Here is a 24,452-nt window from a genome sequence, read left to right on the forward strand (position 1 = left end):
CAGACAGAGCTTTATGCACAAGGTTAAAAAAGCACCGATTACAGAATATTGAGTCAAGATATTTATTTCATTTTTTTGTATTGCAACTTTTATTCTGTCGAGCTATAGCCACGTAAAAAATGTGATTTTAATAACACTTTATAAGCTTTAGAATGGGTTTAGTTTGAATGACTATCGGTAGCGACATGTCACAGAATACAACAAACTTTCAGTCACCTCGCGTCGCCATTATTGGCGGCGGCGTTGCCGGTGCAACAGCTGCGGTTCATTTAGGTGAACTGGGCGTCAATGTACTGTTACTGGAAAAAGGTCCGAGTTTAGTGAACGGACCGCCAATTTGTCACCTCCACGCCGGGGGTAACTTATACAGAGAAATTTCAGAGCAACAATGTATTGAATTGTTGCGTCAGTCGGTTGAAACGATCCGTCTGTATCCGCATACCTTGAATAAGCGCCCAACGGTGATTGCTATTCCGGACACCGATTTAGGAGAGCCACAAGATATCATTCCTCGTTTGGATACCATTCAGGCATGTTATCAACAGTTGGTCGATGAGGACCCTCGTAACCAGATTATGGGCGATCCTAAGCAGTATTATTCGATTTACCAACGTGAGCAGTTAGAGATCTTAGCCAACCAAGTTCAACCGAAGGAACCGCTGACCAGCGAAGAGTGGTTGATTCCGTTTGCCAAGTACGCTGACCTGAACTCGATTAAATATCCTGTAGTGGTTGTTCAAGAGTATGGCTGGAGTGTATTTCGACTTGCTGCGAGTGCGGAGCTGGCGTTAAGCGCGATGGCTAACTGTCAGGTAAAGACTCACGCTACTTTGGTTAGTGCAGAATACAACGGATATTGTTGGCAGCTTACGTATGTGGATATTGATGGTCAACATCACCAAGTGGAAGCCGATTATCTGATCAATGCCTGTGGTTATGAGACAGGTAAAGTCGATGACATGGCACATTATCAGCGTAAGCGCATGGTGGAATTTAAAGCGGCCTATGTCACTCACTGGCCGCAGTGCCAACATGAGTGGCCTGAAGTTGTATTTCACGGTGAGCGTGGTACGCCACGAGGCATGGCGCAACTAACACCTTATGCCGATGGTGTGTTTCAGTTGCATGGCATGACGGAAGATATCACCTTGTTTAAAGATGGTTTGGTAACCTCTGAAGACAATTCTTCTCAGCCAATACTGCCTAAATATCTGCAGCGCAAAATACTCGAAGGCTGGCAGAGTGATGCTCTTAATGAAAGAACACATAAAGCCATTCGACATATCAGTCAGTTTATGCCCGAATTTGAAAGTGCGCAGGTCGGTGGTAAACCGTTGTACGGTGCTCAGCAAATTCCGGGATATGATGCGACTCTGCGGGCTGCAGATGTGACGTTTGAAGACAACAACTATGCTCGAATGGAAGTTGTGAAAGGGTCGTCTGCGTTAGAGGCGGTGAGAAAGATAGTTTCCAATTGGCAGCTTGTGAAAGCACTATCGGATAAGTCAATTGAAGAACAGCACCCGATCAGCATGTCGTTGACGCCCAACTATATTGAATCGAGAGCGAAGCGACTAGCGCAAGAGCGAGGATACCCGCAAGCTTTAGCCAAGTTTGTTGGTATGAAATAACCCGATATGTATTAGCCCCAGAGTTTATCGACTATGGGGCTGATTTTTAGAAATCTAGCCTAGGCATCCAGTTGAGCTCTAATTTTAGCGATAAGCTCAATAGCGGCTTCATTATCACCATGAACACAAATTGTGTCGGCTTCAATTGGGATAATCGCCCCGTCAGATGTACTGACTTTGCCATATTCTGCGATCTGTTTAATTTGACTCAAGATAGCGTCTTCGCTGGTTAATACCGCATTTGGCGAAGAGCGAGGTGTTAATAGCCCGTTCGATAAATAGGTTCTATCGGCAAAAGCTTCAAACAGCAGTGGCACATCGTAACTGTCTGCAATATCTAAATAACGTTGATTGTTTCCTGAAGCCAATATCATTAAAGGGATATTGAAACATGAAACAGCATCAGTGACTGCCCGAAACACATCTTCATTTTTCATCATGTCATTGTATAAGGCGCCATGAGGTTTAACGTATGTGACTTCAGTATTCTTGCTTTCACATAGCGCTTTTAGTGCGCCAATTTGATAGATCAGAATCTCGCAAATTTCTTCTTCTGAAAACGACATTGAACGTCGCCCAAATCCTTGCAAATCTGGATAGCCAGGGTGCGCACCAATCTGAACATCATGTTGAATCGCGTAATCAATGGTTCGGCTCATGACATGCGGGTCGGAAGCGTGAAAGCCGCACGCAATATTGGCCATATCGACCCATGGCATTACCAATTCGTCGTTGCCCATGCGCCAATGACCGAAACTTTCGCCCATGTCGCAGTTAAGAGTGATAGTCCGTTTTTTCACGTGAATCATCGTTCCTTAGTATTTAAGCTACTATAAAATACAGAATTAATTATAAATAAACAGCGATAAAGCTCATCGTTTATTGCATGCATTACATGATTGAAGGCTTGCTTAGCTGATAACTGGTTTAGCCAATACATTAGTCCCTACTGAACGCCCATACACATGGAAGAGATCGTAAATGAAAAAAGCGACGTGTATTTATACAACGTTAGTTTTTATTTCAGCAGCAGGATACGCTGACGACAATGTCCTTGAGCATCTTATGAGCCTTTCGATTGAAGAGCTCTCAATGTTGAATGTTCAAATGGAAACAGCCACTAAATCGTCGCGGCGATTAGCGGATATCCCGTCTTCAGTTTATGTGTTGAGTAATGAACGCATCATTCGAAGTGGTGCGCGTACTATCCCCGATGCGCTAGCACTGGTTCCGGGGCTGCATGTTTCCAAGTTCTCAGATACCGAGTGGATAGTCTCCGCACGAGGCTTTCACGATGGGCTTTTTAATAAGCAGCTTGTCATGATTGATGGACGCAGTGTCTACAGTCCTCTCTATGGCGGAGTTTATTGGGCAGACATCGATTATGTTCTGGAAGATATAGACAGAATAGAAGTGCTTCGGGGACCAAGTGCAGCGTTGTGGGGCGGTAATGCGGTGAATGGCGTTGTTAATATCATCACAAAGTCGGCAAAAGAAACTCAGGGAACCTATGTAGCGGCTGGATGGGCAGAAGGTGGTGATTACGATGCAAGTGTCAGACATGGGCTGCAATGGAGCGAGGATGTTAGCGCAAGAGCGTTTTACAAAAGACGTCAGCTACGCAATGATCGGAAAAATTCTTACCCTGACTGGACTTTAGAGACGGCAGGTATTGTCACTCAATCAGATGACGATAGCGATGCTTGGGCTTTTCGTCTCGGAGGTGAGCGTCTGACCTATAGCCAGGATTGGTATCAGCTACATTATTCAAACGGCTATTTAGATTCCGTTGATCTCGTTGAGCAACACGTTGATAGTTATTCTTTTTATACACAACTTAGTTACGATAAACAGCATTCGGACAAACTGGTCGGAAACTATCAAGTTTGGTTTGAACGTAACTCGAATGAAATGGCAGATGGAGCTGGACTGTCCAATACCTTTGATTTGGATTTTAACTACAACTATCAGATAAATGACGAACATTTACTCACTTATGGTGGTGGTTATCGTCTCGTCGAAGTCGAGTTCTTTCACCCATTTGAAGGTATAGATTTCAATAATTTGCCTAATTATCAACGTTACGCCTTTCATCAGAGAGATGTGGATAGTATCGCAAACTTATACTTACAATCTGAGAGAACATGGAATAGTAAATGGAAGACAGTCGCTGGCGTGAAACTGGAGTACTTTGAGCTTTCAAATCAGTTTGAAATCTCGCCTCAGTTGCGATCGCTGTTGACGATAGATGCCAATCAAACGGCTTGGGTGGGGTATGGGCGAGCTTCTGTGGCTCCTTCATATTTGACATCTAATACTTACCTCATCACAAATTACTATGATGCCAATCAAGATAGGTACCTTACGGAAGTGATGCTTGGTGAAAGCAATATGAAACCCGAAAGCGTCAGTACATATGAAGTTGGTTATCGTTATGATTCAGCGACAGGCTTTGAATTTGATGCAATATTCTTTCTAAGCCAACATAAATATGTGCGAGGACGAGATAGTGTGGTTATATCCGGTGTACCAGATCAGGTGGTTGGTTTAGCCGTTACCGATGACTATTCGCTTGATACTCATGGTGTGGAGTTAAGTGCTGGGTATATCGCTTTAGAAAATTTGCGTTTCTATCTAAGTTACAGTTATTTGCATGCTAAAGGCGAATGGAATGGTGGGCGTTACTCTAACGGCAGCTTTGAAAGCTGGTATGACATAGATGCTCAGCACAATACAAGCTTACAGACGCTTTGGGATATTTCTACCCAGTGGAAGCTAGATTTTATCGTTCGTGGTCACTCGATTAAATACGATGACTATTACCCGCAAATCCCAAATTATATTGCTTTTGATGCTCGGTTAGCGTGGCAGGCAAATTCGAAGGCACCTAGATTAGAACTTATTTTGCAAAATATTGGGGAGAAAGATGGATATAGAACCGATTGGATTAGCACAATTAATGAAGAAACTGGAGTGCTAAAGGCTTCTTATGAGTTTTAATTTACATCGCGCTTGGGTATTGATGTTAATGCTTTTTTCAAGCGTGTCTTATGCAGCCTATGATCCAACGGATATTAAAGCGGTTTATATTTTCCGTATTTCAAATTTCATCCACTGGAACAGCGAAAGTGAGATGACCAATATAGAATTCTGCATTGTCGGCAACGATAAAATCGCGTCAACTTTGGAAAAAATTACCCAAGATAAAACCGTTCGCCAGTTGCCTCTTTCTGTTACCCCTTTTTATAGGGAGCAATGTGACATTCTCTTTGTGGATGCTAAGAGTGAATTAAATCTTGCTGATGTTTTGCCACACACGGTTGTCATTAGTGACAATCAATCCATAGGTTCCCAAGGTGGAACCATAGAATTAGCGACATTAGAAGGTAAAGTAAAACCGAAGATCTACATGGCCAATATAGGTGCCTATTCAATTTCTTCCAGTTTGTTACGCATAGCTATCATTGAAGATGGGGAGAAAATATGAACTCGCTATCTTTAAGATTTAAACTCATCCTTCCGATTTTCTTTCTGATGTCGTCCATTTTCTGTATTGCACAGTGGTTTAGTTTTCAGAAAGATATTGAGCAGAAAGAGGAAAGTCTAATCGAACGCGTTCATGTGTTATCGAAAGGCGTATCCTATAACTTGCAAGCGGCCATTTTGTTTGATGATCAACTCATCGCTCAGGAAATTCTGTCCGCTTTTGCGGTCGACGATGATGTTGTGCGGGTTAAACTGTTTGATCAAGAAAACCAGTTGTTTGCCTTGTATGAGAAAGTGGGCAGTGATGCACCGATTCCCAACGAGATTCTACGTAAAAAAGCATTGCAGAATGAGTATGCTATCTCAGACCAATATATCTACCTTACCGTTCCGATAGAAATTGAAGGGCTGACAGTTGCTTCATTAAGTGTAACGGTTTCGGCAAAGTCATTACGTGAAATATATGAGACAGCGCTTAATGATGCATTGTTCTTTTTTACTGTGTTGACGCTTTCTGGTATTGCGCTCTATCAGCTAGTACAAAATCTGATCGTAAAACCGGTGTATTCGCTAAATCATGCAATGAAATCATACATTGATAACCGAGAGCGAAATGTAGATATCAATTGCAAGTCCACAGATGAAATCGGTGATTTGGTGAGTGCATTTAACACTATGCTTGACACGATTGAAGCACACGAAGAACAAGACAGAAACACGCTTGCAAAGTTGGAGCAAGAGAAGTCGTTTGCCAATGAAGTTGTCGATACTGTCCAACATGGTTTAATTGTGGTGAATAGTAATGGCGAAATTATCATGTCAAATGGCGAAGCTAGTCGGGTTTTCCATCATTCATCACTGGGGCTGTTAGGGCAAAATATTATTGATATTTTACAAGTAGATAACGATTCCATCATCGATTCAGCGTTAAATGAACATAAGCAGCTAGATGAAGAACTCATAGTCAGGCAAAACGGCAATAATACTCAACAGTTACTGCGAGTCAGTAGTCGCCCGCTATCCAGACCTGACCAAACTTTGTTCGCGATTGAAGATGTGACTGAAATTGAAGTTGCACTTAGACGTCAAAAGTTAGCGGCAGGCGTGTTTGAAAATAGCCAAGACGGGATAATTCTACTTAATCATCAAGGTGTGATCACTGTGATTAACCCTAAGGTGACCCAATTACTTGGTTATAGCAACGAAGATGTAATGAACAAACCGATTGATGAAGTCTTGGCTTGGAATCAATTCAGCTCTTTGCTGCCAAGTATCGAACAGTCGTTGGAAGAGTTTGGGCAGTGGCAAGGAGAGGTGTGGGAGAGGCATACGGATGGACACCTAGTTCCTCTGTTTGCCAAAGTTAATCGTATTGCTAAATCTGACCTGTCTAAAGGACAGGATATGGTTATCATCATTTCAGATCTTTCCAATGTAAAAGAGATGGAACGATTAGAATATCTTGCGCATCATGACTCACTAACAGGTTTGGCTAATCGCTCTAAGTTGTATCGAGTACTCAACGACATCATTGCCGAGAATCAAGTGTCATTTCGTCCTTTCTCTTTGCTTTACCTTGATTTAGATGGTTTTAAGCAGATTAATGATACTTATGGTCACTCAGCTGGAGATGAAGTTCTCAAGCAGGTGTCTGAGCGATTACTTTCTCAGGTTCGCAGTCAGGATCTTGTTGCCCGTTTGTCTGGTGATGAATTTGTTATTGTGATCAATCCGAGTGAACGAGAAAGTGTCGAGCTGATGTCACAAAGGTTGATTAAGCTGATTGAGCAAGATATTCAATACAAACAACACAGTGTTAATGTCGGGGCGAGCATAGGCGTATACTTCATTGACAGCAATGAAGATAGCTTAGACGCGATGATCAAAATGGCGGATAACGCTATGTATAAGGCAAAAAACTTAGGTAAAGGTCAATTTGTGCTTATTGATAAATCAACACAAGAATTGATGTAAACGGCACAGATGACAACAAATTTGATAAATGGTTAGGTAAGGTAAGCAGCGTTAGGCTGCTCTGATGGAGAGAATAATGAACGTATTAGTGACTGGTGGCATGGGGTATATCGGTAGTCATACATGCATCCAGATGATTCACGCAGGTATGACGCCAGTGATCTTGGACAACCTATACAACAGTAAATCAACAGTGCTTGATCGTATCGAGAAAGTGGCTGGGGTAAAACCTAAGTTTGTTGAAGGTGATATCCGTAACAAAGCCTTGATGGTGGAATTACTGACTGAGCACAACATTGACGCCGTCATTCATTTTGCAGGTTTAAAAGCCGTGGGAGAATCGGTTCAGAAACCACTGGAATACTATGATAACAACGTTAATGGGACTCTCGTCTTGGTTTCAGCGATGCGAGAAGCTGGTGTGAAATCGTTAGTTTTTAGTTCTTCCGCTACAGTTTATGGTGATCCAGCATCTGTACCTATTACCGAAGATTTCCCAACCAGTGCGACGAATCCATATGGTCGCAGTAAACTGATGGTGGAAGAGTGTCTGACTGATTTTCAAAAAGCAAACCCTGATTGGAGCATTACTCTACTGCGTTATTTTAATCCTGTGGGTTCGCATCCGTCGGGCGAACTGGGCGAAGATCCACAAGGTATCCCTAATAACCTAATGCCATTTGTCTCTCAGGTTGCAGTAGGACGTAGAGAGTTTCTTTCTGTGTTTGGTAGCGACTACCCAACTAAAGATGGTACGGGTGTCCGTGATTACATTCACGTGATGGATTTGGCCGATGGTCATATTGCAGCACTGCAGAAAGTGGGTGATAAAGCGGGTTTACATATCTACAACTTAGGAACAGGCGTAGGCTATAGCGTGTTAGATATGGTGAAGGCGTTTGAGCTGGCTTCTAACAAACAAGTGCCTTACAAGCTGGTGGATAGACGACCAGGTGACATTGCAGAGTGCTGGGCTGATCCTGCGAAAGCAGAGCAAGAGTTAGGTTGGAAGGCTTCACGTACACTTGAAGAGATGACTCAAGATACGTGGCGCTGGCAGTCGAATAATCCGCAAGGTTATCCTTCAGCCTAATGCTATAAACAAATAAAAGCGGCCTTCTGGCCGCTTTTTGCTTTGTATAGAGAAACCTCCAGCTAGGCTGGGGACATTTCTAAAACAACATCTGTTCGTATTAATTGGTGCGGTAGCGGCTTAAGGTCTCTACTAAGTTACGAGTGGCTTGAGCAATGTTACGAATACCTATAGAAGACTGCTCTGCTACACCACGAATGGTATTTGATTGATTGCGGATATCACTCAGTTCAGAAGCGATGTCATTTGCAACTGAGCTTTGCTCATCTGCTGAAGTTGAAATCTGAATACTCAGGTCGTTAATCAGGTTTGCCGATTCAGCGATGAGATTTACATCGTTGCCAATCTCTGTGACTAACTGGCTGCTGGTTTGTGCTTGGCTGACGGTTTGATCAGTAATTTTTGCAATGTTCTGTGTCTCGCTTTGCAGCTTACCTATCATGGTCTGAATCTCAACCGTTGCAGCTTGTGTGCGGCTTGCCAATGTACGAACCTCATCAGCAACGACAGCAAAACCTCTACCTTGCTCACCAGCGCGTGCAGCTTCGATAGCCGCATTAAGGGCAAGAAGGTTGGTTTGTTCAGAAATCGCATTGATAGTGGTAATCACATCATTAATCTTGATGGCATTTTCATTCAGCGTTGTCACTGACGAAGAGGTTTGAGCAATGTAACCCGTTAACTGTTCAATTTCGCTGATCGCTTGCTGAACTCTCTTGTGACTATTGCTGACCTGTTCAGAATCATTCTCAGTTTGCTGAGTCGCTTTTAGAGCAATGTTTGAAACTTCGTGCGCTGATGCCGTCATCTCTTCCATTGCCGTCGCTACAGAATCTAAAGAAGAGTATTGTCTCTGGATTTGTGTTTCGCTTTCTCGCATCTCTTCAGCAAAAGAAGCTGATGTTTCGCTTAATGTTGTCGAGTTGCCTTTTACTGCGACTACCAGATCAGTCAAGGTATCCATCGCGTTATCTAATGCACAGCCGATAGTACCAAACTCATCACGGCCAGCGTGGAATCCTAGACGTGAAGTTAAGTCACCTTGAGCAATTTTTTGCGTCGTCGTGTAAAGAACCCAAAGAGCGCCACCGATAAATGTTGCTACCCAGTAGATAAAAATAGCGAACGGGATTACCCACAAAAATGAAAGTAAGAAAGTAGTGAAGGCTTCCGAGCGGGCATTTTGCTCACGTTTAGCAAAATCATCGGTAAGCGCATATATTTTGCCATCGGATGCTTTCGCAGTCGCTGTTACCACACCGTTGTTATATCGAGTCTCGCTTAACGATGAGCGAACTTCTAAACCCGAAACTTTGCTGATATTTGATTGGGAGACAATACCTTGCAGTTTGTATTCAACAGCGAGTTTTGATTGCTGTTCAATATTGTCCAAAGTATCGAAATAGCGAGCGCCCGAGATGCTTGCGATCGCTAATAGAAACAGTGTGAAGACAACCCACATTTTATCGTTGATAGACATCTTGATAAACACGCGGTCTATCGTTCGGAACTCAACTTCTTTCATTGTTACTCCGAGAGGCAAATTTAAGAGATTCTTGTGTAGCTAGTATCCTACTATTTATGTGCTATACGTCGTATTTAAATTTGCAATAAATGTAAGATAAATTTTATAAATGAGATTTAGATCAACTAGTGTTCCGGAAATAAAAAAGGGTCAAATACATATGTATTTGACCCTAAAAGATTTTATTAATTATTTAACCGAGTGATGGGAGAACACCAGCTGTAATCAGTAGTTGTGAACCGATGATCACTATTCCGACCACACCAGTTGCTAATAGAGCGACGTTGCCGCCACCAACTTGGTAATGGTTTGCTGTTGCTGTTTGGCGAACTCGCACAACCATGACTAGTGGCAGGAAGATAGCTAAAACCGCAAGAGCAATCGCTGCGTATCCTAGAGCCATGATAAAACCTTGAGGGTAGTACAAAGCAAAGATCAGCGGAGGCGTGAAAGTTACAAGCGATGCCGCAATTCTGTTCATGCCGCCGTTTTTCTTACGAATCGTGTCACCCATAAATTCAAACAGACCTAAACTTACACCCAAAAACGAAGTAAGCAGTGCGAGATCGGCAAAGATACCAATGATATTGCCTAGATTTGATTGATGAACTGTTTGAGAAAGCGTTGAGATTAAAGCACTCAAACCAGCATTGCCAATAAGGTCTGGTTGACTAACCACACCAAGTGTTACTACTTGCCAGAAGATGTAAATGATCAAAGGAATAGCAGAACCAACAATGATCGCTTTACGTAAAGAAGGCGTGTGACCATCCAAGTAATTCACGATTGCAGGTATGCTGCCGTGAAAACCAAATGATGTAAAAATTACAGGGATAGCAGCAACAATCAATCCTTGGCCGACAGGCATACTGAGTAAGTATGATTGTGTCACGTTAGGTGCAAGAAACGTCAGCACCACAACCATTGCAATGATTTTACCTGCAAACAAAAGGCGGTTAACTTTATCAACCGTCGCTGTACCGATAGTCACAACAGCAGCAACGATTAAAGTGAAAATCAGAGTGCCGATTTGTCCATTGATCTCAGCGCCCGTAAAACTTGCGATGCGGTGAGTAAACTGAGCGCCGCCACCTGCGATATACGCAGCACATAAAGCGTAAAACAAGAATAGCATGGCAAAAGTCGCCACCCATTTCCCTTTATCGCCTAAAATTTGTTTCGCTAGGGTATGTAATGTCGCATCCTTATCGGCGTACTGATGGATCTCCACCATGAGTAATGCTGTAAATGACATCAATGCCCAAAGACCAAGCATGATAATCAGAGAGGTTGAAAACCCAATTCCTGCGGATGCAAGTGGCAGAGCAAGCATACCTGCACCAATGGTGGTGCCCGCAATTATCAAAGTACTGCCCAAAAGCTTTGATTTCATCATTTTGTAAACTTATATTTACTGTTGTTGTGTTGCTTAAGATCATGTTCGAATTGTGACCAGTTAAACTGGTTTTATTCGCTGGTTTTGCGACATTTTGTAGAACTTATCTGTAAACGTCAATCAATTTGTACAGATTAAATTCCATTGGTGTAAATAAATATTTACGGATTGTTTAGTGAGTAATGTTATGGCTTATATGTTTGGTTTTTTAATTCAACTGCTAAATATGAATACACTTATAATCAAGCGAACAATCAAAGAAAGAGTTTAAGTTTTTACTATGAATTATCTTGCTCATTTACATATAGCAGAAGCGTCGGACAGCAATTTACTAGGCAATCTGTTGGGGGATTTCGTCAAGGGCAATCCGAGTGAGCAGTATTCAGAAGAAATCGTGCAAGGAATCAGACTCCATAGATGGGTAGATGCCTATACAGATAGCCATGAGGTCATGATTCTAGCTAAAGCCTTGTTCCCAGCAACAACTCGTCGTTTCTCACCTATTGCATTAGATATGTTTTGGGACCACTGTTTAGCCAAGCATTGGCAGCGTTTTCATTCACAGTCTTTACGGCAGTTTGTATTAGATGCGGAAAGGAAAGTTAAGATTGACCACTCTTCGTCTTTACCCGAGCGTTATATGATGGTGAGTGACAAAATGTGGCAAGGGCGCTGGAGGAAAGTTAAGATTGACCACTCTTCGTCTTTACCCGAGCGTTATATGATGGTGAGTGACAAAATGTGGCAAGGGCGCTGGTTAGAGTCATACGCTGAATTTGAAAATATCCATTTCGCATTGCAACGCATGTCTTTGCGAAGAGAGAGAATGAAACCTTTAGCTGAATGTTATGTCAGCCTTGAAGATTCCTATCAGGAGCTAGAGTCGCTTTTCTTTTCACTCTATCCACAAGTATTAGAGAAAGCCAAAAGCATTCGCTTTTGATACAATCCGCCGCCCATCCTAGCAGCCAATGTTTTTATGTGTTTACCAATACAATCTTGGCGAGCTTTAGGTAATGAAATTTATATAGCTGAATTAATTGGTATCCGATGTCTGAACAAACTCCTACCTTTCAAGAATTAGGTATTCAACCTGCTTTAGTGGCAACGCTAGCCAGTATTGGTATAGAAATTCCAACGGCTATCCAAACGCAGGCAATTCCTCAAGTATTAGAGGGGCGTGATGTTTTGGCTGGAGCTCAAACGGGAACGGGTAAAACGGCTGCGTTTGGTTTGCCTCTCATACAGCGTTTTATTAATAATCCTTCTGATCCTGAAAGAAAAGGTAAAGACATTCGCTCGTTGGTGTTGGTACCAACACGAGAGTTGGCGCAACAAGTCTTTGATAATTTGACGGCGTATGCAAAAGGTCAAAACATCAAAATTGTGACCGCTTATGGTGGCACAAGCATGAAAGTACAGGTGAATAATCTCCGTGGCGGTGCAGACATTCTTATCGCCACGCCGGGGCGATTGTTGGATCATGCCCATGTTAAAACGTTGTATTTGGGTACGGTAGAAGTTTTGGTTCTGGATGAAGCCGATCGCATGCTGGACATGGGTTTTATGCCAGATATTCAAAGAGTGCTTCGTAAGCTGAATCGTGCTCGCCAAACGCTGTTTTTTTCCGCAACATTTGATAAAAAGATCAAAGAACTCGCATACCGAATGATGATGGAACCTGTTGAAGTACAGGTATCACCAAGTAACTCAACGGCGGCAACGGTTAAGCAGATGGTTTACCCAGTGAACAAGAAGCGCAAGAGAGAGTTGCTTGCTTATCTAATTGGTTCAAGAAACTGGCAGCAAGTCCTAGTGTTCACAAAAACAAGACAGGGTAGTGATGCGCTTGCTGCAGAGTTAAAACTTGACGGTATAAAAGCAGCATCTATCAATGGTGATAAGAGCCAAGGAGCAAGACAGAAAGCGCTTGATGACTTTAAAGCCGGAAAAATACGCGCACTGATTGCTACTGATGTAGCTGCCCGAGGCTTAGATATTGAACAGCTAGAGCAAGTAGTGAACTACGATATGCCTTTTAAAGCTGAAGATTACGTACACCGAATTGGTCGTACTGGTCGAGCAGGTAAAGAGGGCTTAGCTGTATCGTTGATGAGTCAAGACGAAGAGCCATTACTACACGCGATTGAACGTTTATTAGATGAAAGGTTACCGCAAGAGTGGTTGCAGGGATTCGAGCCGAGTATTGAACCAGTCTTTGATGATAACCAACCTGCAAAGCGCAACAGCCGCTCAGCGGAGAAACGTAAAATGAAAGCGAAGTTGAAAATCCATGCTAGCCGAGGAAAGAAAAAGTAGGCGGTTAGGACGCTAAACCAACTCCGAGTAAAACGATAAGGGCTGCGTTACGCAGCCCTTATGCTATTGATTCGCGCTAATGCGCTTCTCGCACTCTTCTTCCCAGTCATAACGGACTTCGTACACCAGCTCTTTTACGCTGTTTGGACGCATGACATCTTGCTCAGGAATGCTGAACTTGTGAATCATGATGTCATTGAACAGTGACCAGTGTTTCAATAGGCAAATATCTAAATCACGAGTTTCATCCGCCCATGTTTCTTTCATAAATGGAGTTAAGCTTGCTGCACCATGGCTAAACATGATCATTTGCCACTTTATTTCCCATACCTTAATCGGCGCGTTTGGGTACTCTTTGTTGTACAAGTCGGCTAAGCCTTCAATAATCTCTTCTAGCTCACCTGCAGTATCAATAAAGTAATCAAACAAGGCTCCTTCTTGACGGACTGCGTCAGCAATAAACTGAATCGGTTGTTTAATGATGAGGCTGTGCGCCAGCAGATACATGGTAAACCGATAGAGTTTTACGTTTACCGCGGTATCGTCAGGTATTTCAGATAATACTTTGCGTAAATAAAACTCCATATAACTGTGCATGCCATCACTGATGTAACGCCATATTTTTTCTTTGCTGCCAAAGTGGTGACGTATCAGGCTGTGTGATATACCAGCTTTCTCACTGATATTACGTAACGAAACACGAGCGTAGCCTAGCTCGCAAAATAAATTGGTGGCTTCCCGGAGAATATGCAGTCGAGTTTTATGGGCATCATCTGCGCTACGACGCCCTTGTTTTTTATCAGTCATATTGTGGTCTGTAGACCTTTTAAGGTTAAACGTTGTTCGATTAAACGAATTTAACCGAACCTTCGGGTAGCAGTACTGAGTTGTTTGTTCTGCGTTATCGCTTAGATGCTAAGAGTGTTTCACGCCATCGTCGTGGCCATGTATGAATAACTCATAAGTTGCGGTAATAAACATTGCAAAAGGTCAACAGACTCAATTCATTCATTGCTGTGTATGAGCGACCTTTTACCAGAATTTACGGAAATTTTCACGGAAAAGAGAGTTATCAATAATCCAATTGTGCGCTGATACGCAGCATAAGAGGATTATTGATAAGAAAAACCTAAAGTAGAGAACTCAGTTTGTTGAGTAACAGATCAATGTCTTCGCGGGTAACATCTTGGTGTGTAACAAATCGAATAGGATTGCCCGGAGATACAATAATATTGTCTCGTTTTAGTTGATCAGCAATCGCATTGATATCAATATTTTCATCAACTTTTGCAAACACAATATTCGTCTGAACCCACTCTGGGTTTAATGAGAATCCCGGCAGTTGAGCAAGACCATAGGCCAAGTGTTTTGCATTGTCGTGATCGACTTTAAGCTGAGCCACTTGTTCTGTGAGAGCAAGTTTACCTGCCGCCGCCAAAATACCTGCTTGACGCATACCGCCGCCGAGCATTTTTCGAATACGCCTTGCTTTGGCAATGTATTCTTTGCTTCCTAATAGCAAAGAGCCAATAGGAGCACACAAACCTTTAGAAAGGCAAATGGTCATAGAATCAAAATACTGAGCAATGTTCTTTACGTCAGTATCCAATGCAACGGCTGCGTTATAAACGCGAGCACCGTCCAAATGCAGTTTGAGATTATGCTGATCGACGAACTCTCTCGCTTGCTTTAAATACTCCATTGGCAGAACTTTACCGTTAATAGTGTTTTCCAAGCTCAAGAGGCGAGTCCGTGCGAAATGAAAATCGTCGGGCTTGATTGCTGCTTTTAACTTTGCAAAATCAATTGTGCCATCAGGATTGTTTTCGATTGGCTGAGGTTGGATTGAGCCTAATACCGCCGCGCCACCGGCTTCAAATTTATAGTTATGCGCTTGTTGACCGCATAGATACTCATCGCCACGATCGCAATGAGACATTAAACCCAGCAAGTTCGCTTGTGTTCCTGACGTGGTGAACAGCGCAGCTTCAAAGCCGTGTCTTTCTGCTGCCCATGTTTCAAGTTCATTAACAGTAGGGTCATCACCATAAACATCATCGCCGACTTCGGCACGAGCCATTGCTTCGCGCATGGCTTGAGTAGGTTTAGTAACAGTATCAGAACGAAAATCCATCTTATTTCCTTATAACCAACTTAACTTATTATAAATATCCACATAGCTTCGCTTTGCTCAGGCAAGCGATAGTCTTTGAGTCTGTAATCTCGCCACTTATGATCTTTTGCTCAATTTCTGCCACTGAAAAAGTGATGACATCAATAACTTCATCATCGTCGCAGCTATACCTAGATGTTTTCACAAGGTTTTTCGCGATAAACAGATGCTGAATTTCGTCACAGAAACCCGCTAAAGGAGTGAACAGACCTAAACTAATAAAGGAATCACTGCTGTAGCCTGTTTCTTCTTCGAGTTCTCGTTGAGCGCAAACAAGTGGCGATTCTTGGTTTTCAATCGTTCCCGCCGGAAGTTCTAGTAGCCACTTTTTTAGCGAAGGTCGGAACTGATTGATCATGACAATTTGGTTGTCTTCAGTGACCGGAAGAATGACTGCGGCACCAGGATGCACAATAGTTGTGTGTTTGACGTTATTACCGTTGGGAAGTACGACATTCTCTTCAACAAGAGAAATGCGTTTCCACGTGTGTATGGTATTGCTCATACAAAAATAGTTCTTATCGGTGGAGGAGAGCCACTTTGGCGTAGTACGTCTACCATATCGTATTTGGTTGCAGAATCTCAATCGGAAATAAATTCAACGTTGAAAATTCATACGGTTGTTATGAGCGCTATGTCGCATAAGTGCAAACTATGATTACATCATTTTGCACATTAGGTAGATCTGATATAACAGTCCGTCCAAATTCGGATTATAGTTGTAACTAAATGATAACAAATGTGTAAAATTTTATATAAGAACGAATTTAGGTATTGCTTAGGAGTGCAAGCATGATCAGTCCAACTCAAGCCTCTCATGGACAAAAAGCGTTATTGTCAGAACGTATTAATAAGCTCTCCAAAGCTCTCTCTGATGGTGTTTACGAAAGAGAAAGTACCATTAAACTTTGCTTGCTAGCCGCACTAGCTGGTGAAAGTGTTTTCCTTTTAGGCCCTCCCGGCATTGCAAAAAGTCTTATCGCGAAACGACTCATTCAAGCATTTGATAACAGCAGTTATTTTGAGTATTTGATGACCCGTTTCTCCACGCCTGAAGAAGTGTTTGGTCCACTCAGCATCCAAGAACTGAAAGATAACGGACGATATGTTCGTTTAACAAATGGTTATCTTCCTACCGCGCAGGTCGTTTTTCTGGACGAAATTTGGAAAGCGGGCCCTGCGATTCTGAATACGCTTCTTACGGTCGTTAACGAAAAAACATTTAAAAACGGCAGTGATATTGAGCGTGTACCGATGCGCTTATTGATCTCTGCATCCAACGAACTGCCTGATGAAGACAGCGGTCTTGAAGCCTTGTATGACCGGATGCTGGTGCGAGTGTTCGTCAACCGAATTCAGAACAAACAGAATTTCAAATCCATGCTAACAGTTGGAACGCCGCAAGAAGCACGTATTCCAGAAGGTTTGGCGATCACTGACCAAGAATATCATCAATGGCAACAACAGTTAGACAGCCTGACACTGAGCGACGACGTTTTTGAGAAACTCTATCAGCTTAAGAGTATGTTGGAATCAGCTGTGGAAGACAGCAATTTGTCGACTCATGACATGTATGTGTCTGACCGACGTTGGAAGAAAGCAGTGAAGTTGTTAAAGGCGAGCGCTTTCTTTAATGGTCGTGATGCGATTAATCCTTTGGATATTCTATTGCTGCAAGACTGTTTATGGAACAGTCCTGAGTCACGTGAAGTGGTTCATAGTGTCGTAAAAGAGTTCGCACTACGTTACGCCTTCGATCAAATGGAAGTTGAACATCAAATTTCACTTTGCCGCGAAGAGTTAGCCTCGATTCAGGATGAGCTGGAATCAGAGTTTGGCATGATGTTGTCGCTTGAGACGGCTACAGGCTTGATAAAGAAAAAGTCATCAATCAGTACGATATCAAAGGCGCTAAGAGCTATAAAGTCGGTGCGGCTTATGATCTCGTTAAGCTGGTTTTATTGCAAAGTAATATGTCGGTATCTGAGTCTGAGAAAGGGGACAGCCGTTGGGTTTATGTTCCAAAGAGTGAATTAGAAAGAGTCATTAAAGATGGTGAAGGTGATGTCTACGGTTACGTCAACCAAAACACCAATATGTGCCGACTCAAATTCGATGTTGATGCGACAAACAATTTGGTGATTAAAGACATCGCTAACCGCTCTGTCATGGTGTCATTAGTGACAAAAGAGGGATTGGACCAAGGGTTGTATCAAGACTGGTTGGCAAAAACTGAGCAAGCGATGGCGCAGCTAAAACACGCAGAACATCATTTACGCAAAGTACGTTCTGTATTCCATGGAGCGTTGCCTCACAACTTTATCGACCCAACTTTACCAACAGCGATGGAAGCAACATTACATATGCTTCAGCAGCTGTTGGAAGCGACACAAACTGAATGCGAGAAAAGCGCGCAGCGTTATCGAAATCTCGCTCAGTTTTTTGAATAGGAGGCATCATGCTTGGCGCTGATGGATTAAACCTCGCTCTTATGATTGCAGACAGCGGAATTATTGATACCGCAGTTAACGATCTCCTTGCTCGCTCACAAGTCATGTTGATGGCGGAAGATCGTGGTGTTCGCTCAACGGTAAAAAATCACTTATTGAAATGGCGTGGTAGCGTTAAAAAACGTATCACACGAGTATGTGAGACTGAGCGCTTTCAGCAAGAGCTTAGCTACTATCAAGAAGTGATTCACTGGGACGAAGAGACCTTTTTCGACCGCATTGATGATGTGATCAAAAAGCTTGAATGGCACTCCGCTTTCTATTTACAAGCACGACGTTTGATGGAAAAGAACAAGGGTATTTATAACCCTATGTTCCCTCATTTCTTTTGTGACCAATGGTACAAGTCATTAAGCGATGCAATTAAGCAAGCTCAGGTGATGGAACTGGAAACGAACAAAGAAAAACTCCTGACGGATCTTTATCAGCGTATGGAAACCATGCGCAATATGGATAAGGTCACCGAAGCGGGTGATGAAAGCAGTGTCGGCAGACTATGGGATATGGCTTCTGCTAAATTAAGCCGCAGTGACCTAACGGTTATGAAGCGCCATGCCGAGTTTTTGAAAAAACATCAAGCGTTGCAAGAGATAGCGGAAAGCTTAGGGCGAATGGCAAGTGACGTTGATGACCCAGATTTAAATCGCTCGCCTACCGAAGAGCCACAAATGGTGGAAGAGAAGTCCGATGAAGCGACAGACGACATTGTCGGTATTCATGAGAGTGATGATCTTAATAAGATGCTGCCAAATGAAACCCTCTTTCTCGCTTACCCAGAGCTTGAAGTGGTTTTCTATAAACACTTAGTTGATAAGCGTTTGATGAACTATCGGATGCAAGGTAAGTCACGCACACTTCGAAAAGTTCGTGCGCATAAGCCAGATAACAAGAAAGCGGATATCGAAAAAGGACCTTTCATCGTCTGTGTTGACGCATCTGGTTCGATGCATGGTTTTCCTGAGCAGTGTGCAAAAGCGATGGCTTACGCATTGATGCAAATTGCTTTAGCCGAAGATCGTGATTGTTATGTCATGCTGTTTTCTACTGAACACATCACTTATGAGTTGACCAAGCAGGATGGCTTGCGAGAAGTGAGTGACTTTTTGAGCTACTCATTCCACGGTGGTACAGACTTAGAGCCTGTTCTGAAAAAGTCAGTGGAATTAATGGCTGACGGCACATATAAGAATGCCGATTTGGTGGTGATTTCTGACTTCATCGCGCCTAAACAGAACGAAGAAATTTTGGCTCGGATTAATGGATTGAAGGCCGCAAAAAATCGCTTTCATGCGATCAGTTTGTCGCGCTATGGCAACCCAGAGTTAATGAGTATGTTTGACCATTGCTGGCGTTATCATCCTAATATCTTTGGGCGCATAGCAAAGCAGTGGTAACTGTATTCAGCAAGAATGTCAGTTAAGCGTCACAACTAGTGCTGGTTAAAATCCGCAAAAGAAAAGGGAGGTTATAACCTCCCTTTGTGGTATCTAAGGCGATTTATTCAGTGCTTTTAATCGATGTTCGCCAGTAACTCGTAAGAACGTAGCTTAGCTTCATGTTCAAAAATCATAGCATTGACCATAATCTCATCGGCTTGGGTTCTGGCGACTAAATCCATTATTCGGCTTTTCACTGTATCGACACCTCCATGAATGGATTCGCGCAGCTGAGTCTGAATGTGATGCTTTTCATGGGGTAGCCAAAGCGGTTCCATACTTTTCACCGGAGGTGCAAGTTTGGTTCGCCCGCCTCTGATCATGGAAAGAAACTTCTGCTTTTCAGTGGTACCCAAATACTGGGCCTCAGCATCTGTTTCAGCCACTATGATATTTACCCCGATCATGACATAAGGTTTATCAAGTTGGTCTGAAGGTCGGAAGTTATCACGATAAATCTCGATGGCTCTCAACATAGCGTCAGGGGCGAAATGCGCGGCGAACGCAAATGGCAGTCCTTTTATTCCCGCTAGACGGGCACTGTAGGTGCTAGAGCCCAGCAACCAGATTGGTACTTTAGAGTTGTTGCCCGGATAAGCTTTTACTGGCTGGTTAGTCGAAATGGGTCCCATGAAAAACTGTAACTCTTCCAGTAGTTCATCGAAATCAGGGTCCATTCGATCCGGTTCTCTTCGTAAAGCATGCATGGTTGAATGGTCAGTTCCCGGAGCGCGACCTAAACCTAAATCAATACGATTCGGGTAGAGTGCTTCCAAAGTGCCAAATTGTTCTGCAATGACCAAAGGGGCATGGTTAGGCAGCATAATTCCGCCTGAACCTAGACGAATCGATTGAGTATGTGCACCGACATGACTGAGCAAAACAGAAGTCGCTGCGCTCGCAATATCCGGCATGTTATGGTGTTCCGCCATCCAGAATCTCTCGTAGCCTAACTTCTCGGCATGTTGCGCAAGTGAAACCGTATGTTGAAAGGTTGTGTGGAAATCTGCACCTTCAGAGACAGGTGCTAAATCTAAAATCGAGAGTTTTGGTAGAGACATAACAAACTTATCTGCAAGTAAATCAGGTTATCACTATGCCTCTTTCCAAAAATAAATAAAACCATGAGTTTTTGAAGGAATAGTACGTAACCTCTTGGATCTTGGACGACCAATAAACGTTAATTATCAAGCTGAGATTCGCTGAGCATTTGTTCTTTTTGTGTGTCTTTTATGCGTGGTGGCATGTTTATTAGCCATTCAGTTGAAAAATATAGAATTTGTTATTGACCGACAAAATGAATCCGTTAAAGTACGCCTCGTTCACACAGCAATGTGGAGAACAGATGGTGTCACCATCGCAGTATGCGTTGCCCTGGTGGTGAAATTGGTAGACACAAGGGATTTAAAATCCCTCGACTTTCGAGTCGTGCCGGTTCAAGTCCGGCCCGGGGCACCATCAAATTTCCAAATATGGCGCGTTAGCAGAGTGGTTATGCACCGGATTGCAAATCCGTGTACATCGGTTCGATTCCGGTACGCGCCTCCATTTCTCTCTTTTCTATTTCTAAACTCTTTAAATCAAAAAAGTTCAATACTCACTGGCTTTTACATCTTCTCACAACTATTTCTTGGTATTCATTCAGTACTTAGCGACATTTGAAATGCAATACATATAACTTCACATCGAGAAGTACATCGATCTGTGAAATATGCGATGACGTTAGTGGGTCTGAAGTGGCTAGAAGATGCCATGTGTTAGATTTTAAGGTCGGTACTATAGAAAACGCAGAACATGCCATACTAAATGTTATTAGCTGTATCTTGGCAAAGGTCAAAGATAAACACACAGCCCAGAAGTCTTTGTGGTGTGGGATAAATGTACAAATTGTTGCTCATATATACGTTAGAGTTGTTTTATTCAGCAGTCGGTAAATAAGTTGATAGTTTTTTATTGACCTTGGGGCTGATTTCGCTAAAGTACGCCTCGTTCACACAGCAATGTCGTGAACAGATGGTGTCACCATCGCAGTATGCGTTGCCCTGGTGGTGAAATTGGTAGACACAAGGGATTTAAAATCCCTCGACTTTCGAGTCGTGCCGGTTCAAGTCCGGCCCGGGGCACCATCAAATTCCAAATAAGGCGCGTTAGCAGAGTGGTTATGCACCGGATTGCAAATCCGTGTACATCGGTTCGATTCCGGTACGCGCCTCCACTTTCTCTTAGTACTCTCTCAAATAACTCAAAAGACTCTTTCTCTTGTCGTAGTCACTTAGATAAACGTCTTCGCGATGATGCCACACATTCTCAATAAGCAATAATCGTGTAACTTTCAGCTTTAGGCTGTGATATGGTTTCGTTTGTTTCGAGGCTGTTATTTGGCTCAATGTTTCGCGTTTAGAAAGTACACTCTATAAGGGTACCAACATCAATATGGAAAAAATCGCCATTCTCGTAGATGTGCAGAATGTCTACTACACCTGTAAAGAACGTTATCAACTTAACTTCAATTACAACCAGTTTTGGCAAAAAGTGACTCATGGGCGCGCCGTAGTGAAAGCCAATGCGTACGCTATTGCCAGCAAAGATGCGGGTCAACGTCAGTTTCACCATATATTGCGTGGTATCGGTTTCGAAGTGATGTTAAAGCCGTTTATTCAACGTAGGGATGGCAGTGCTAAAGGCGATTGGGATGTGGGTATTACGCTTGATGCAATTGAGCTAGCAGAAGAAGTTGATGTGGTTGTGTTGGTTTCTGGTGATGGCGATTTTGACTTGCTCGCCAAACGCATCCAACAAAGATTTGGCAAGCAAGTAGAAGTTTATGGTGTACCCGGTTTAACAGCGAACAGCCTAGTAGAAGCCGCTGACAGATACATTGCTATTGATGACGAGTTACTACTCTGGTGATTGAGTCTCACTTTGTTCAATAGCTTGTGAAGCTTCTTCTGCTTCCATTTTAGCGCGCTCTGCTTTAGAGACGTAGCGAGGCTTATTACTTTTATTAAGCTTCGCATTTTGTTGCTTAATCTTCTTTTTTAAAATTTGGTTGATCTTCTTTTTACGGTTCATGATTTTCACATCTGAGGAACATGAGGGAGGGGAGCTTAATGGTTTTGAACACTAAGCTCAATAGCCAGTAAGAAATTAACCAGGCTGTTATTCAATAGGGTGTAATAATGACAAAACCCAGTTCTATTTTAATCGGCTCATTACAAACAGAATATAAGACCGTAGCTGCGATGATGGGCATCTACTGTCAAAAACACCATAATAGTAAAAATGGATTGTGTGAAGCATGCCAAGCACTGCTCGATTACGCAGAAATACGTTTAGACAGATGCCCTTACGGTCAAAATAAGCCGACTTGTAATCGATGCCCAATCCATTGTTATAAGCCAGAACCGAAAGAAAGCATGAGATTGGTGATGCGATACTCTGGTCCAAGAATGTTACTGCCACATCCTATTCTTGCGATTCGTCATTTACTACATGAGCGAAAAGAACCACCCGTCAAAATAGAAAAAGACGCTTCAAATCGTCATCAACGACTTAAAGCGTCCAATAAGTAGTAACAATCAATAATTCAGATAGCTGCAGGTGGAATGAGTGTGAACGGTTTATTCACCTGCAACCCATTGGCGTTTAGTTTTCATACTTGCAAGTAGCATGTAAAGACAGGTCGCCATTTGAATTACGAATAGATACCCCAACAAACCTTGACCATTTTGTAAGAACCAGTCTGCAATGACAGGACCAACCACAGACCCTACGCTATAGCTGAACAGCATCACTTGAGTTGCAGAAACAATGTAACTGGCATCGAGTTTATCGCATCCCAAATTGATAGCGATTGGGTAAAGTGCAAATGTCGCCATACCCAATACAAACAAGCTGATCGCAAGCACTGTTAAGCCAGATTCGAGGAATGGCAGCATAACGGCACCAGAGCCGATTAAACAGAACAATGCCATCAATAAAGTACGACCTAAATATTTCGAAAGCCAAGGAACGCTAGGTTGAATCGCCATTCCACCCAGAATAACTAGAGCAAGCAGCGCACCCATATTGGAATGGTCTAAACCTCTCTTTTCCAGTTCTACAGGCATCAAACCATAAATAGCACCTAGAGTTAGCCCTGATACGATGCATCCCATAATAGCGGCATGGTTCAACTTGGTCATTTGACGCCAAGACAGGCTTGCCGCTTGTTGTGAAGCTGGTTGTGTTGATTTACCAAAAATCAACACAACAGATGCAATGAGTAACAGTGCTGAGATGGCTAAAAATGGAAGCGTACCGTTAATACCTATGTAGCTAATGCCTAGCTGACCAATTGCGGAACCACCATATAAAGCAGCCATATAAATGCCAAGTCGCTTAGCTCTACCTGATTCATCCCCATGCAGTAACCAAGATTCAACGACGACGAATATACCTGCGACTGTAATGCCAGCGATAAAACGTGAAACCAACCATACAGTTGAATTCGCGACTAAAGGTAAGGTGACAATAGAGACCAGCAGAATCATCAAGAATGCAATGAAAGCATTTCTGTGACCAAGACGGTTTACAGCAGGATCTACGATCATCGCACCGATTAACAGCCCTGCGTAAAACACACTCGCTAGCCAACTCGCTAAACTGGTTTCTAACTGATAATGAGGCAACATAAGGGGAATCAGACTCATTAAATAGCCCGATGCCACTGCATAGAAAGTTAACGCAATTACTGGAACAGAAATGCGTTGAGAAGAAGTTGATACCAACAAGTTGTCCAACGACGTCGCCTCAAAGTTTATAGGGGGAAGATAGAATTTGCGGCGAATATGGGACTTATGAGAGGAAAGGTAAAACTAAAATTTGTGATCTTTACGATTAATAAATTTTATTAAATATCTAATCTATA

Annotated in this window: 19 protein-coding genes, 4 tRNA genes and 1 pseudogene; 15 read left to right on the top strand and 9 right to left on the bottom strand. The window is 42.8% G+C overall.

Going from position 1 to position 24,452, the window contains the following annotated elements; translation table 11 throughout:
* The first annotated feature begins 167 nt into the window (after positions 1 to 167).
* On the top strand, positions 168 to 1,631 hold the full coding sequence (locus P4S58_RS17295; RefSeq protein WP_102953502.1) for an FAD-dependent oxidoreductase: 1,464 nt from the start codon (positions 168 to 170) through the stop codon (positions 1,629 to 1,631).
* A 59-nt stretch (positions 1,632 to 1,690) separates the two neighbouring features.
* Here the strand turns inward: P4S58_RS17295 and P4S58_RS17300 are convergent, their stop codons facing one another.
* Positions 1,691 to 2,431 carry a 5-oxoprolinase subunit PxpA gene (locus tag P4S58_RS17300; RefSeq protein WP_102953700.1) on the bottom strand — a complete coding sequence of 247 codons (741 nt, stop codon included), beginning with the start codon at positions 2,429 to 2,431 and terminating at the stop codon, positions 1,691 to 1,693.
* Positions 2,432 to 2,612: 181 nt separating this feature from the next.
* Between P4S58_RS17300 and P4S58_RS17305 the strand changes: the two genes are divergently transcribed.
* The 4 genes from P4S58_RS17305 to galE all read left to right on the top strand — a co-directional run bounded on the left by P4S58_RS17305 (position 2,613) and on the right by galE (position 8,184).
* On the top strand, positions 2,613 to 4,631 hold the full coding sequence (locus tag P4S58_RS17305; RefSeq protein WP_337164909.1) for a TonB-dependent receptor plug domain-containing protein: 2,019 nt from the start codon (positions 2,613 to 2,615) through the stop codon (positions 4,629 to 4,631).
* A complete protein-coding gene (locus P4S58_RS17310; protein WP_102953500.1) occupies positions 4,621 to 5,118 on the top strand; it encodes a YfiR family protein in 498 nt (165 codons plus the stop codon). The genes P4S58_RS17305 and P4S58_RS17310 overlap by 11 nt, the downstream gene beginning before the upstream one ends.
* Complete coding sequence (locus P4S58_RS17315) at positions 5,115 to 7,091, top strand: diguanylate cyclase (RefSeq protein ID WP_337164910.1); 1,977 nt, start codon at positions 5,115 to 5,117, stop codon at positions 7,089 to 7,091. Before P4S58_RS17310 ends, P4S58_RS17315 begins: the two co-directional genes overlap by 4 nt.
* 76 nt (positions 7,092 to 7,167) lie before the next feature.
* Positions 7,168 to 8,184, top strand: a complete 1,017-nt coding sequence (gene galE / locus P4S58_RS17320) for a UDP-glucose 4-epimerase GalE (protein ID WP_337164911.1) — start codon at positions 7,168 to 7,170, stop codon at positions 8,182 to 8,184.
* Positions 8,185 to 8,284: 100 nt separating this feature from the next.
* Here the strand turns inward: galE and P4S58_RS17325 are convergent, their stop codons facing one another.
* Complete coding sequence (locus tag P4S58_RS17325; protein ID WP_337164912.1) at positions 8,285 to 9,709, bottom strand: methyl-accepting chemotaxis protein; 1,425 nt, start codon at positions 9,707 to 9,709, stop codon at positions 8,285 to 8,287.
* 193 nt (positions 9,710 to 9,902) lie between these two features.
* Complete coding sequence (locus P4S58_RS17330; protein ID WP_337164913.1) at positions 9,903 to 11,105, bottom strand: aromatic amino acid transport family protein; 1,203 nt, start codon at positions 11,103 to 11,105, stop codon at positions 9,903 to 9,905.
* A 280-nt stretch (positions 11,106 to 11,385) separates the two neighbouring features.
* On the opposite strand from P4S58_RS17330, the gene P4S58_RS17335 reads away from it, so the two are divergent.
* Complete coding sequence (locus tag P4S58_RS17335; RefSeq protein ID WP_337164914.1) at positions 11,386 to 12,048, top strand: acyl carrier protein phosphodiesterase; 663 nt, start codon at positions 11,386 to 11,388, stop codon at positions 12,046 to 12,048.
* 107 nt (positions 12,049 to 12,155) lie between these two features.
* The gene (locus tag P4S58_RS17340; protein WP_042487298.1) at positions 12,156 to 13,424 is read left to right on the top strand and encodes a DEAD/DEAH box helicase; all 1,269 of its coding nucleotides are present in this window, start codon (positions 12,156 to 12,158) and stop codon (positions 13,422 to 13,424) included.
* A gap of 63 nt (positions 13,425 to 13,487) precedes the next feature.
* Here the strand turns inward: P4S58_RS17340 and P4S58_RS17345 are convergent, their stop codons facing one another.
* The 3 genes from P4S58_RS17345 to P4S58_RS17355 all read right to left on the bottom strand — a co-directional run bounded on the left by P4S58_RS17345 (position 13,488) and on the right by P4S58_RS17355 (position 16,102).
* Positions 13,488 to 14,231 carry a TetR/AcrR family transcriptional regulator gene (locus P4S58_RS17345; protein WP_237291985.1) on the bottom strand — a complete coding sequence of 248 codons (744 nt, stop codon included), beginning with the start codon at positions 14,229 to 14,231 and terminating at the stop codon, positions 13,488 to 13,490.
* Between the two features lie 322 nt (positions 14,232 to 14,553).
* Positions 14,554 to 15,558, bottom strand: a complete 1,005-nt coding sequence (gene ltaE, locus P4S58_RS17350; RefSeq protein WP_102953492.1) for a low-specificity L-threonine aldolase — start codon at positions 15,556 to 15,558, stop codon at positions 14,554 to 14,556.
* A gap of 28 nt (positions 15,559 to 15,586) precedes the next feature.
* Complete coding sequence (locus P4S58_RS17355) at positions 15,587 to 16,102, bottom strand: NUDIX hydrolase (protein WP_112403685.1); 516 nt, start codon at positions 16,100 to 16,102, stop codon at positions 15,587 to 15,589.
* Positions 16,103 to 16,389: 287 nt separating this feature from the next.
* Between P4S58_RS17355 and P4S58_RS17360 the strand changes: the two are divergent.
* Positions 16,390 to 18,047, top strand: a pseudogene (locus P4S58_RS17360) (ATPase RavA domain-containing protein).
* 8 nt (positions 18,048 to 18,055) lie between these two features.
* Positions 18,056 to 19,501: an ATPase RavA stimulator ViaA gene (gene viaA, locus P4S58_RS17365; RefSeq protein ID WP_337164916.1), complete on the top strand. Its 1,446-nt coding sequence runs from the start codon at positions 18,056 to 18,058 to the stop codon at positions 19,499 to 19,501.
* Between the two features lie 116 nt (positions 19,502 to 19,617).
* Here viaA and P4S58_RS17370 read toward each other — a convergent pair whose 3' ends face one another.
* The gene (locus tag P4S58_RS17370) at positions 19,618 to 20,604 is read right to left on the bottom strand and encodes an LLM class flavin-dependent oxidoreductase (RefSeq protein ID WP_337164917.1); all 987 of its coding nucleotides are present in this window, start codon (positions 20,602 to 20,604) and stop codon (positions 19,618 to 19,620) included.
* Between the two features lie 310 nt (positions 20,605 to 20,914).
* On the opposite strand from P4S58_RS17370, the gene P4S58_RS17375 reads away from it, so the two are divergent.
* The 5 genes from P4S58_RS17375 (at position 20,915) to P4S58_RS17395 (ending at position 22,453) form a co-directional block, all read left to right on the top strand.
* Positions 20,915 to 21,001 (top strand) — tRNA-Leu (locus P4S58_RS17375).
* Between the two features lie 16 nt (positions 21,002 to 21,017).
* A tRNA-Cys gene (locus tag P4S58_RS17380) sits at positions 21,018 to 21,091 on the top strand.
* Positions 21,092 to 21,582: 491 nt separating this feature from the next.
* Positions 21,583 to 21,669 (top strand) — tRNA-Leu (locus P4S58_RS17385).
* A 15-nt stretch (positions 21,670 to 21,684) separates the two neighbouring features.
* A tRNA-Cys gene (locus tag P4S58_RS17390) sits at positions 21,685 to 21,758 on the top strand.
* 218 nt (positions 21,759 to 21,976) lie between these two features.
* Positions 21,977 to 22,453, top strand: a complete 477-nt coding sequence (locus tag P4S58_RS17395; RefSeq protein WP_337164918.1) for a LabA-like NYN domain-containing protein — start codon at positions 21,977 to 21,979, stop codon at positions 22,451 to 22,453.
* Here the strand turns inward: P4S58_RS17395 and P4S58_RS17400 are convergent.
* Entirely contained in the window at positions 22,442 to 22,615 is a 174-nt protein-coding gene (locus tag P4S58_RS17400; protein ID WP_081878729.1) for a DUF2986 domain-containing protein, read from the bottom strand. The genes P4S58_RS17395 and P4S58_RS17400 overlap by 12 nt on opposite strands.
* A gap of 107 nt (positions 22,616 to 22,722) precedes the next feature.
* Here P4S58_RS17400 and P4S58_RS17405 point away from each other — a divergent pair, with 107 nt between their 5' ends.
* Positions 22,723 to 23,115, top strand: coding sequence for a nitrous oxide-stimulated promoter family protein (locus tag P4S58_RS17405; protein ID WP_042487273.1), 393 nt, complete (start codon positions 22,723 to 22,725; stop codon positions 23,113 to 23,115).
* A 48-nt stretch (positions 23,116 to 23,163) separates the two neighbouring features.
* Here the strand turns inward: P4S58_RS17405 and P4S58_RS17410 are convergent, their stop codons facing one another.
* Positions 23,164 to 24,324 carry an MFS transporter gene (locus P4S58_RS17410; protein ID WP_102963966.1) on the bottom strand — a complete coding sequence of 387 codons (1,161 nt, stop codon included), beginning with the start codon at positions 24,322 to 24,324 and terminating at the stop codon, positions 23,164 to 23,166.
* Positions 24,325 to 24,452: the final 128 nt, after the last annotated feature.

Source organism: Vibrio sp. Hal054, from assembly GCF_037162405.1.
GTDB lineage: Bacteria > Pseudomonadota > Gammaproteobacteria > Enterobacterales > Vibrionaceae > Vibrio > Vibrio diazotrophicus.

Coding starts and splice junctions, on each gene's coding strand:
- P4S58_RS17295 (WP_102953502.1), top strand. CDS start 168: ATGACTATCGGTAGCGACATGTCACAGAATACAACAAACTTTCAGTCA.
- P4S58_RS17305 (WP_337164909.1), top strand. CDS start 2,613: ATGAAAAAAGCGACGTGTATTTATACAACGTTAGTTTTTATTTCAGCA.
- P4S58_RS17310 (WP_102953500.1), top strand. CDS start 4,621: ATGAGTTTTAATTTACATCGCGCTTGGGTATTGATGTTAATGCTTTTT.
- P4S58_RS17315 (WP_337164910.1), top strand. CDS start 5,115: ATGAACTCGCTATCTTTAAGATTTAAACTCATCCTTCCGATTTTCTTT.
- galE (WP_337164911.1), top strand. CDS start 7,168: ATGAACGTATTAGTGACTGGTGGCATGGGGTATATCGGTAGTCATACA.
- P4S58_RS17325 (WP_337164912.1), bottom strand. CDS start 9,709: ATGAAAGAAGTTGAGTTCCGAACGATAGACCGCGTGTTTATCAAGATG.
- P4S58_RS17330 (WP_337164913.1), bottom strand. CDS start 11,105: ATGATGAAATCAAAGCTTTTGGGCAGTACTTTGATAATTGCGGGCACC.
- P4S58_RS17335 (WP_337164914.1), top strand. CDS start 11,386: ATGAATTATCTTGCTCATTTACATATAGCAGAAGCGTCGGACAGCAAT.
- P4S58_RS17340 (WP_042487298.1), top strand. CDS start 12,156: ATGTCTGAACAAACTCCTACCTTTCAAGAATTAGGTATTCAACCTGCT.
- P4S58_RS17345 (WP_237291985.1), bottom strand. CDS start 14,231: ATGACTGATAAAAAACAAGGGCGTCGTAGCGCAGATGATGCCCATAAA.
- ltaE (WP_102953492.1), bottom strand. CDS start 15,558: ATGGATTTTCGTTCTGATACTGTTACTAAACCTACTCAAGCCATGCGC.
- P4S58_RS17355 (WP_112403685.1), bottom strand. CDS start 16,102: ATGAGCAATACCATACACACGTGGAAACGCATTTCTCTTGTTGAAGAG.
- viaA (WP_337164916.1), top strand. CDS start 18,056: ATGCTTGGCGCTGATGGATTAAACCTCGCTCTTATGATTGCAGACAGC.
- P4S58_RS17370 (WP_337164917.1), bottom strand. CDS start 20,604: ATGTCTCTACCAAAACTCTCGATTTTAGATTTAGCACCTGTCTCTGAA.
- P4S58_RS17395 (WP_337164918.1), top strand. CDS start 21,977: ATGGAAAAAATCGCCATTCTCGTAGATGTGCAGAATGTCTACTACACC.
- P4S58_RS17400 (WP_081878729.1), bottom strand. CDS start 22,615: ATGAACCGTAAAAAGAAGATCAACCAAATTTTAAAAAAGAAGATTAAG.
- P4S58_RS17405 (WP_042487273.1), top strand. CDS start 22,723: ATGACAAAACCCAGTTCTATTTTAATCGGCTCATTACAAACAGAATAT.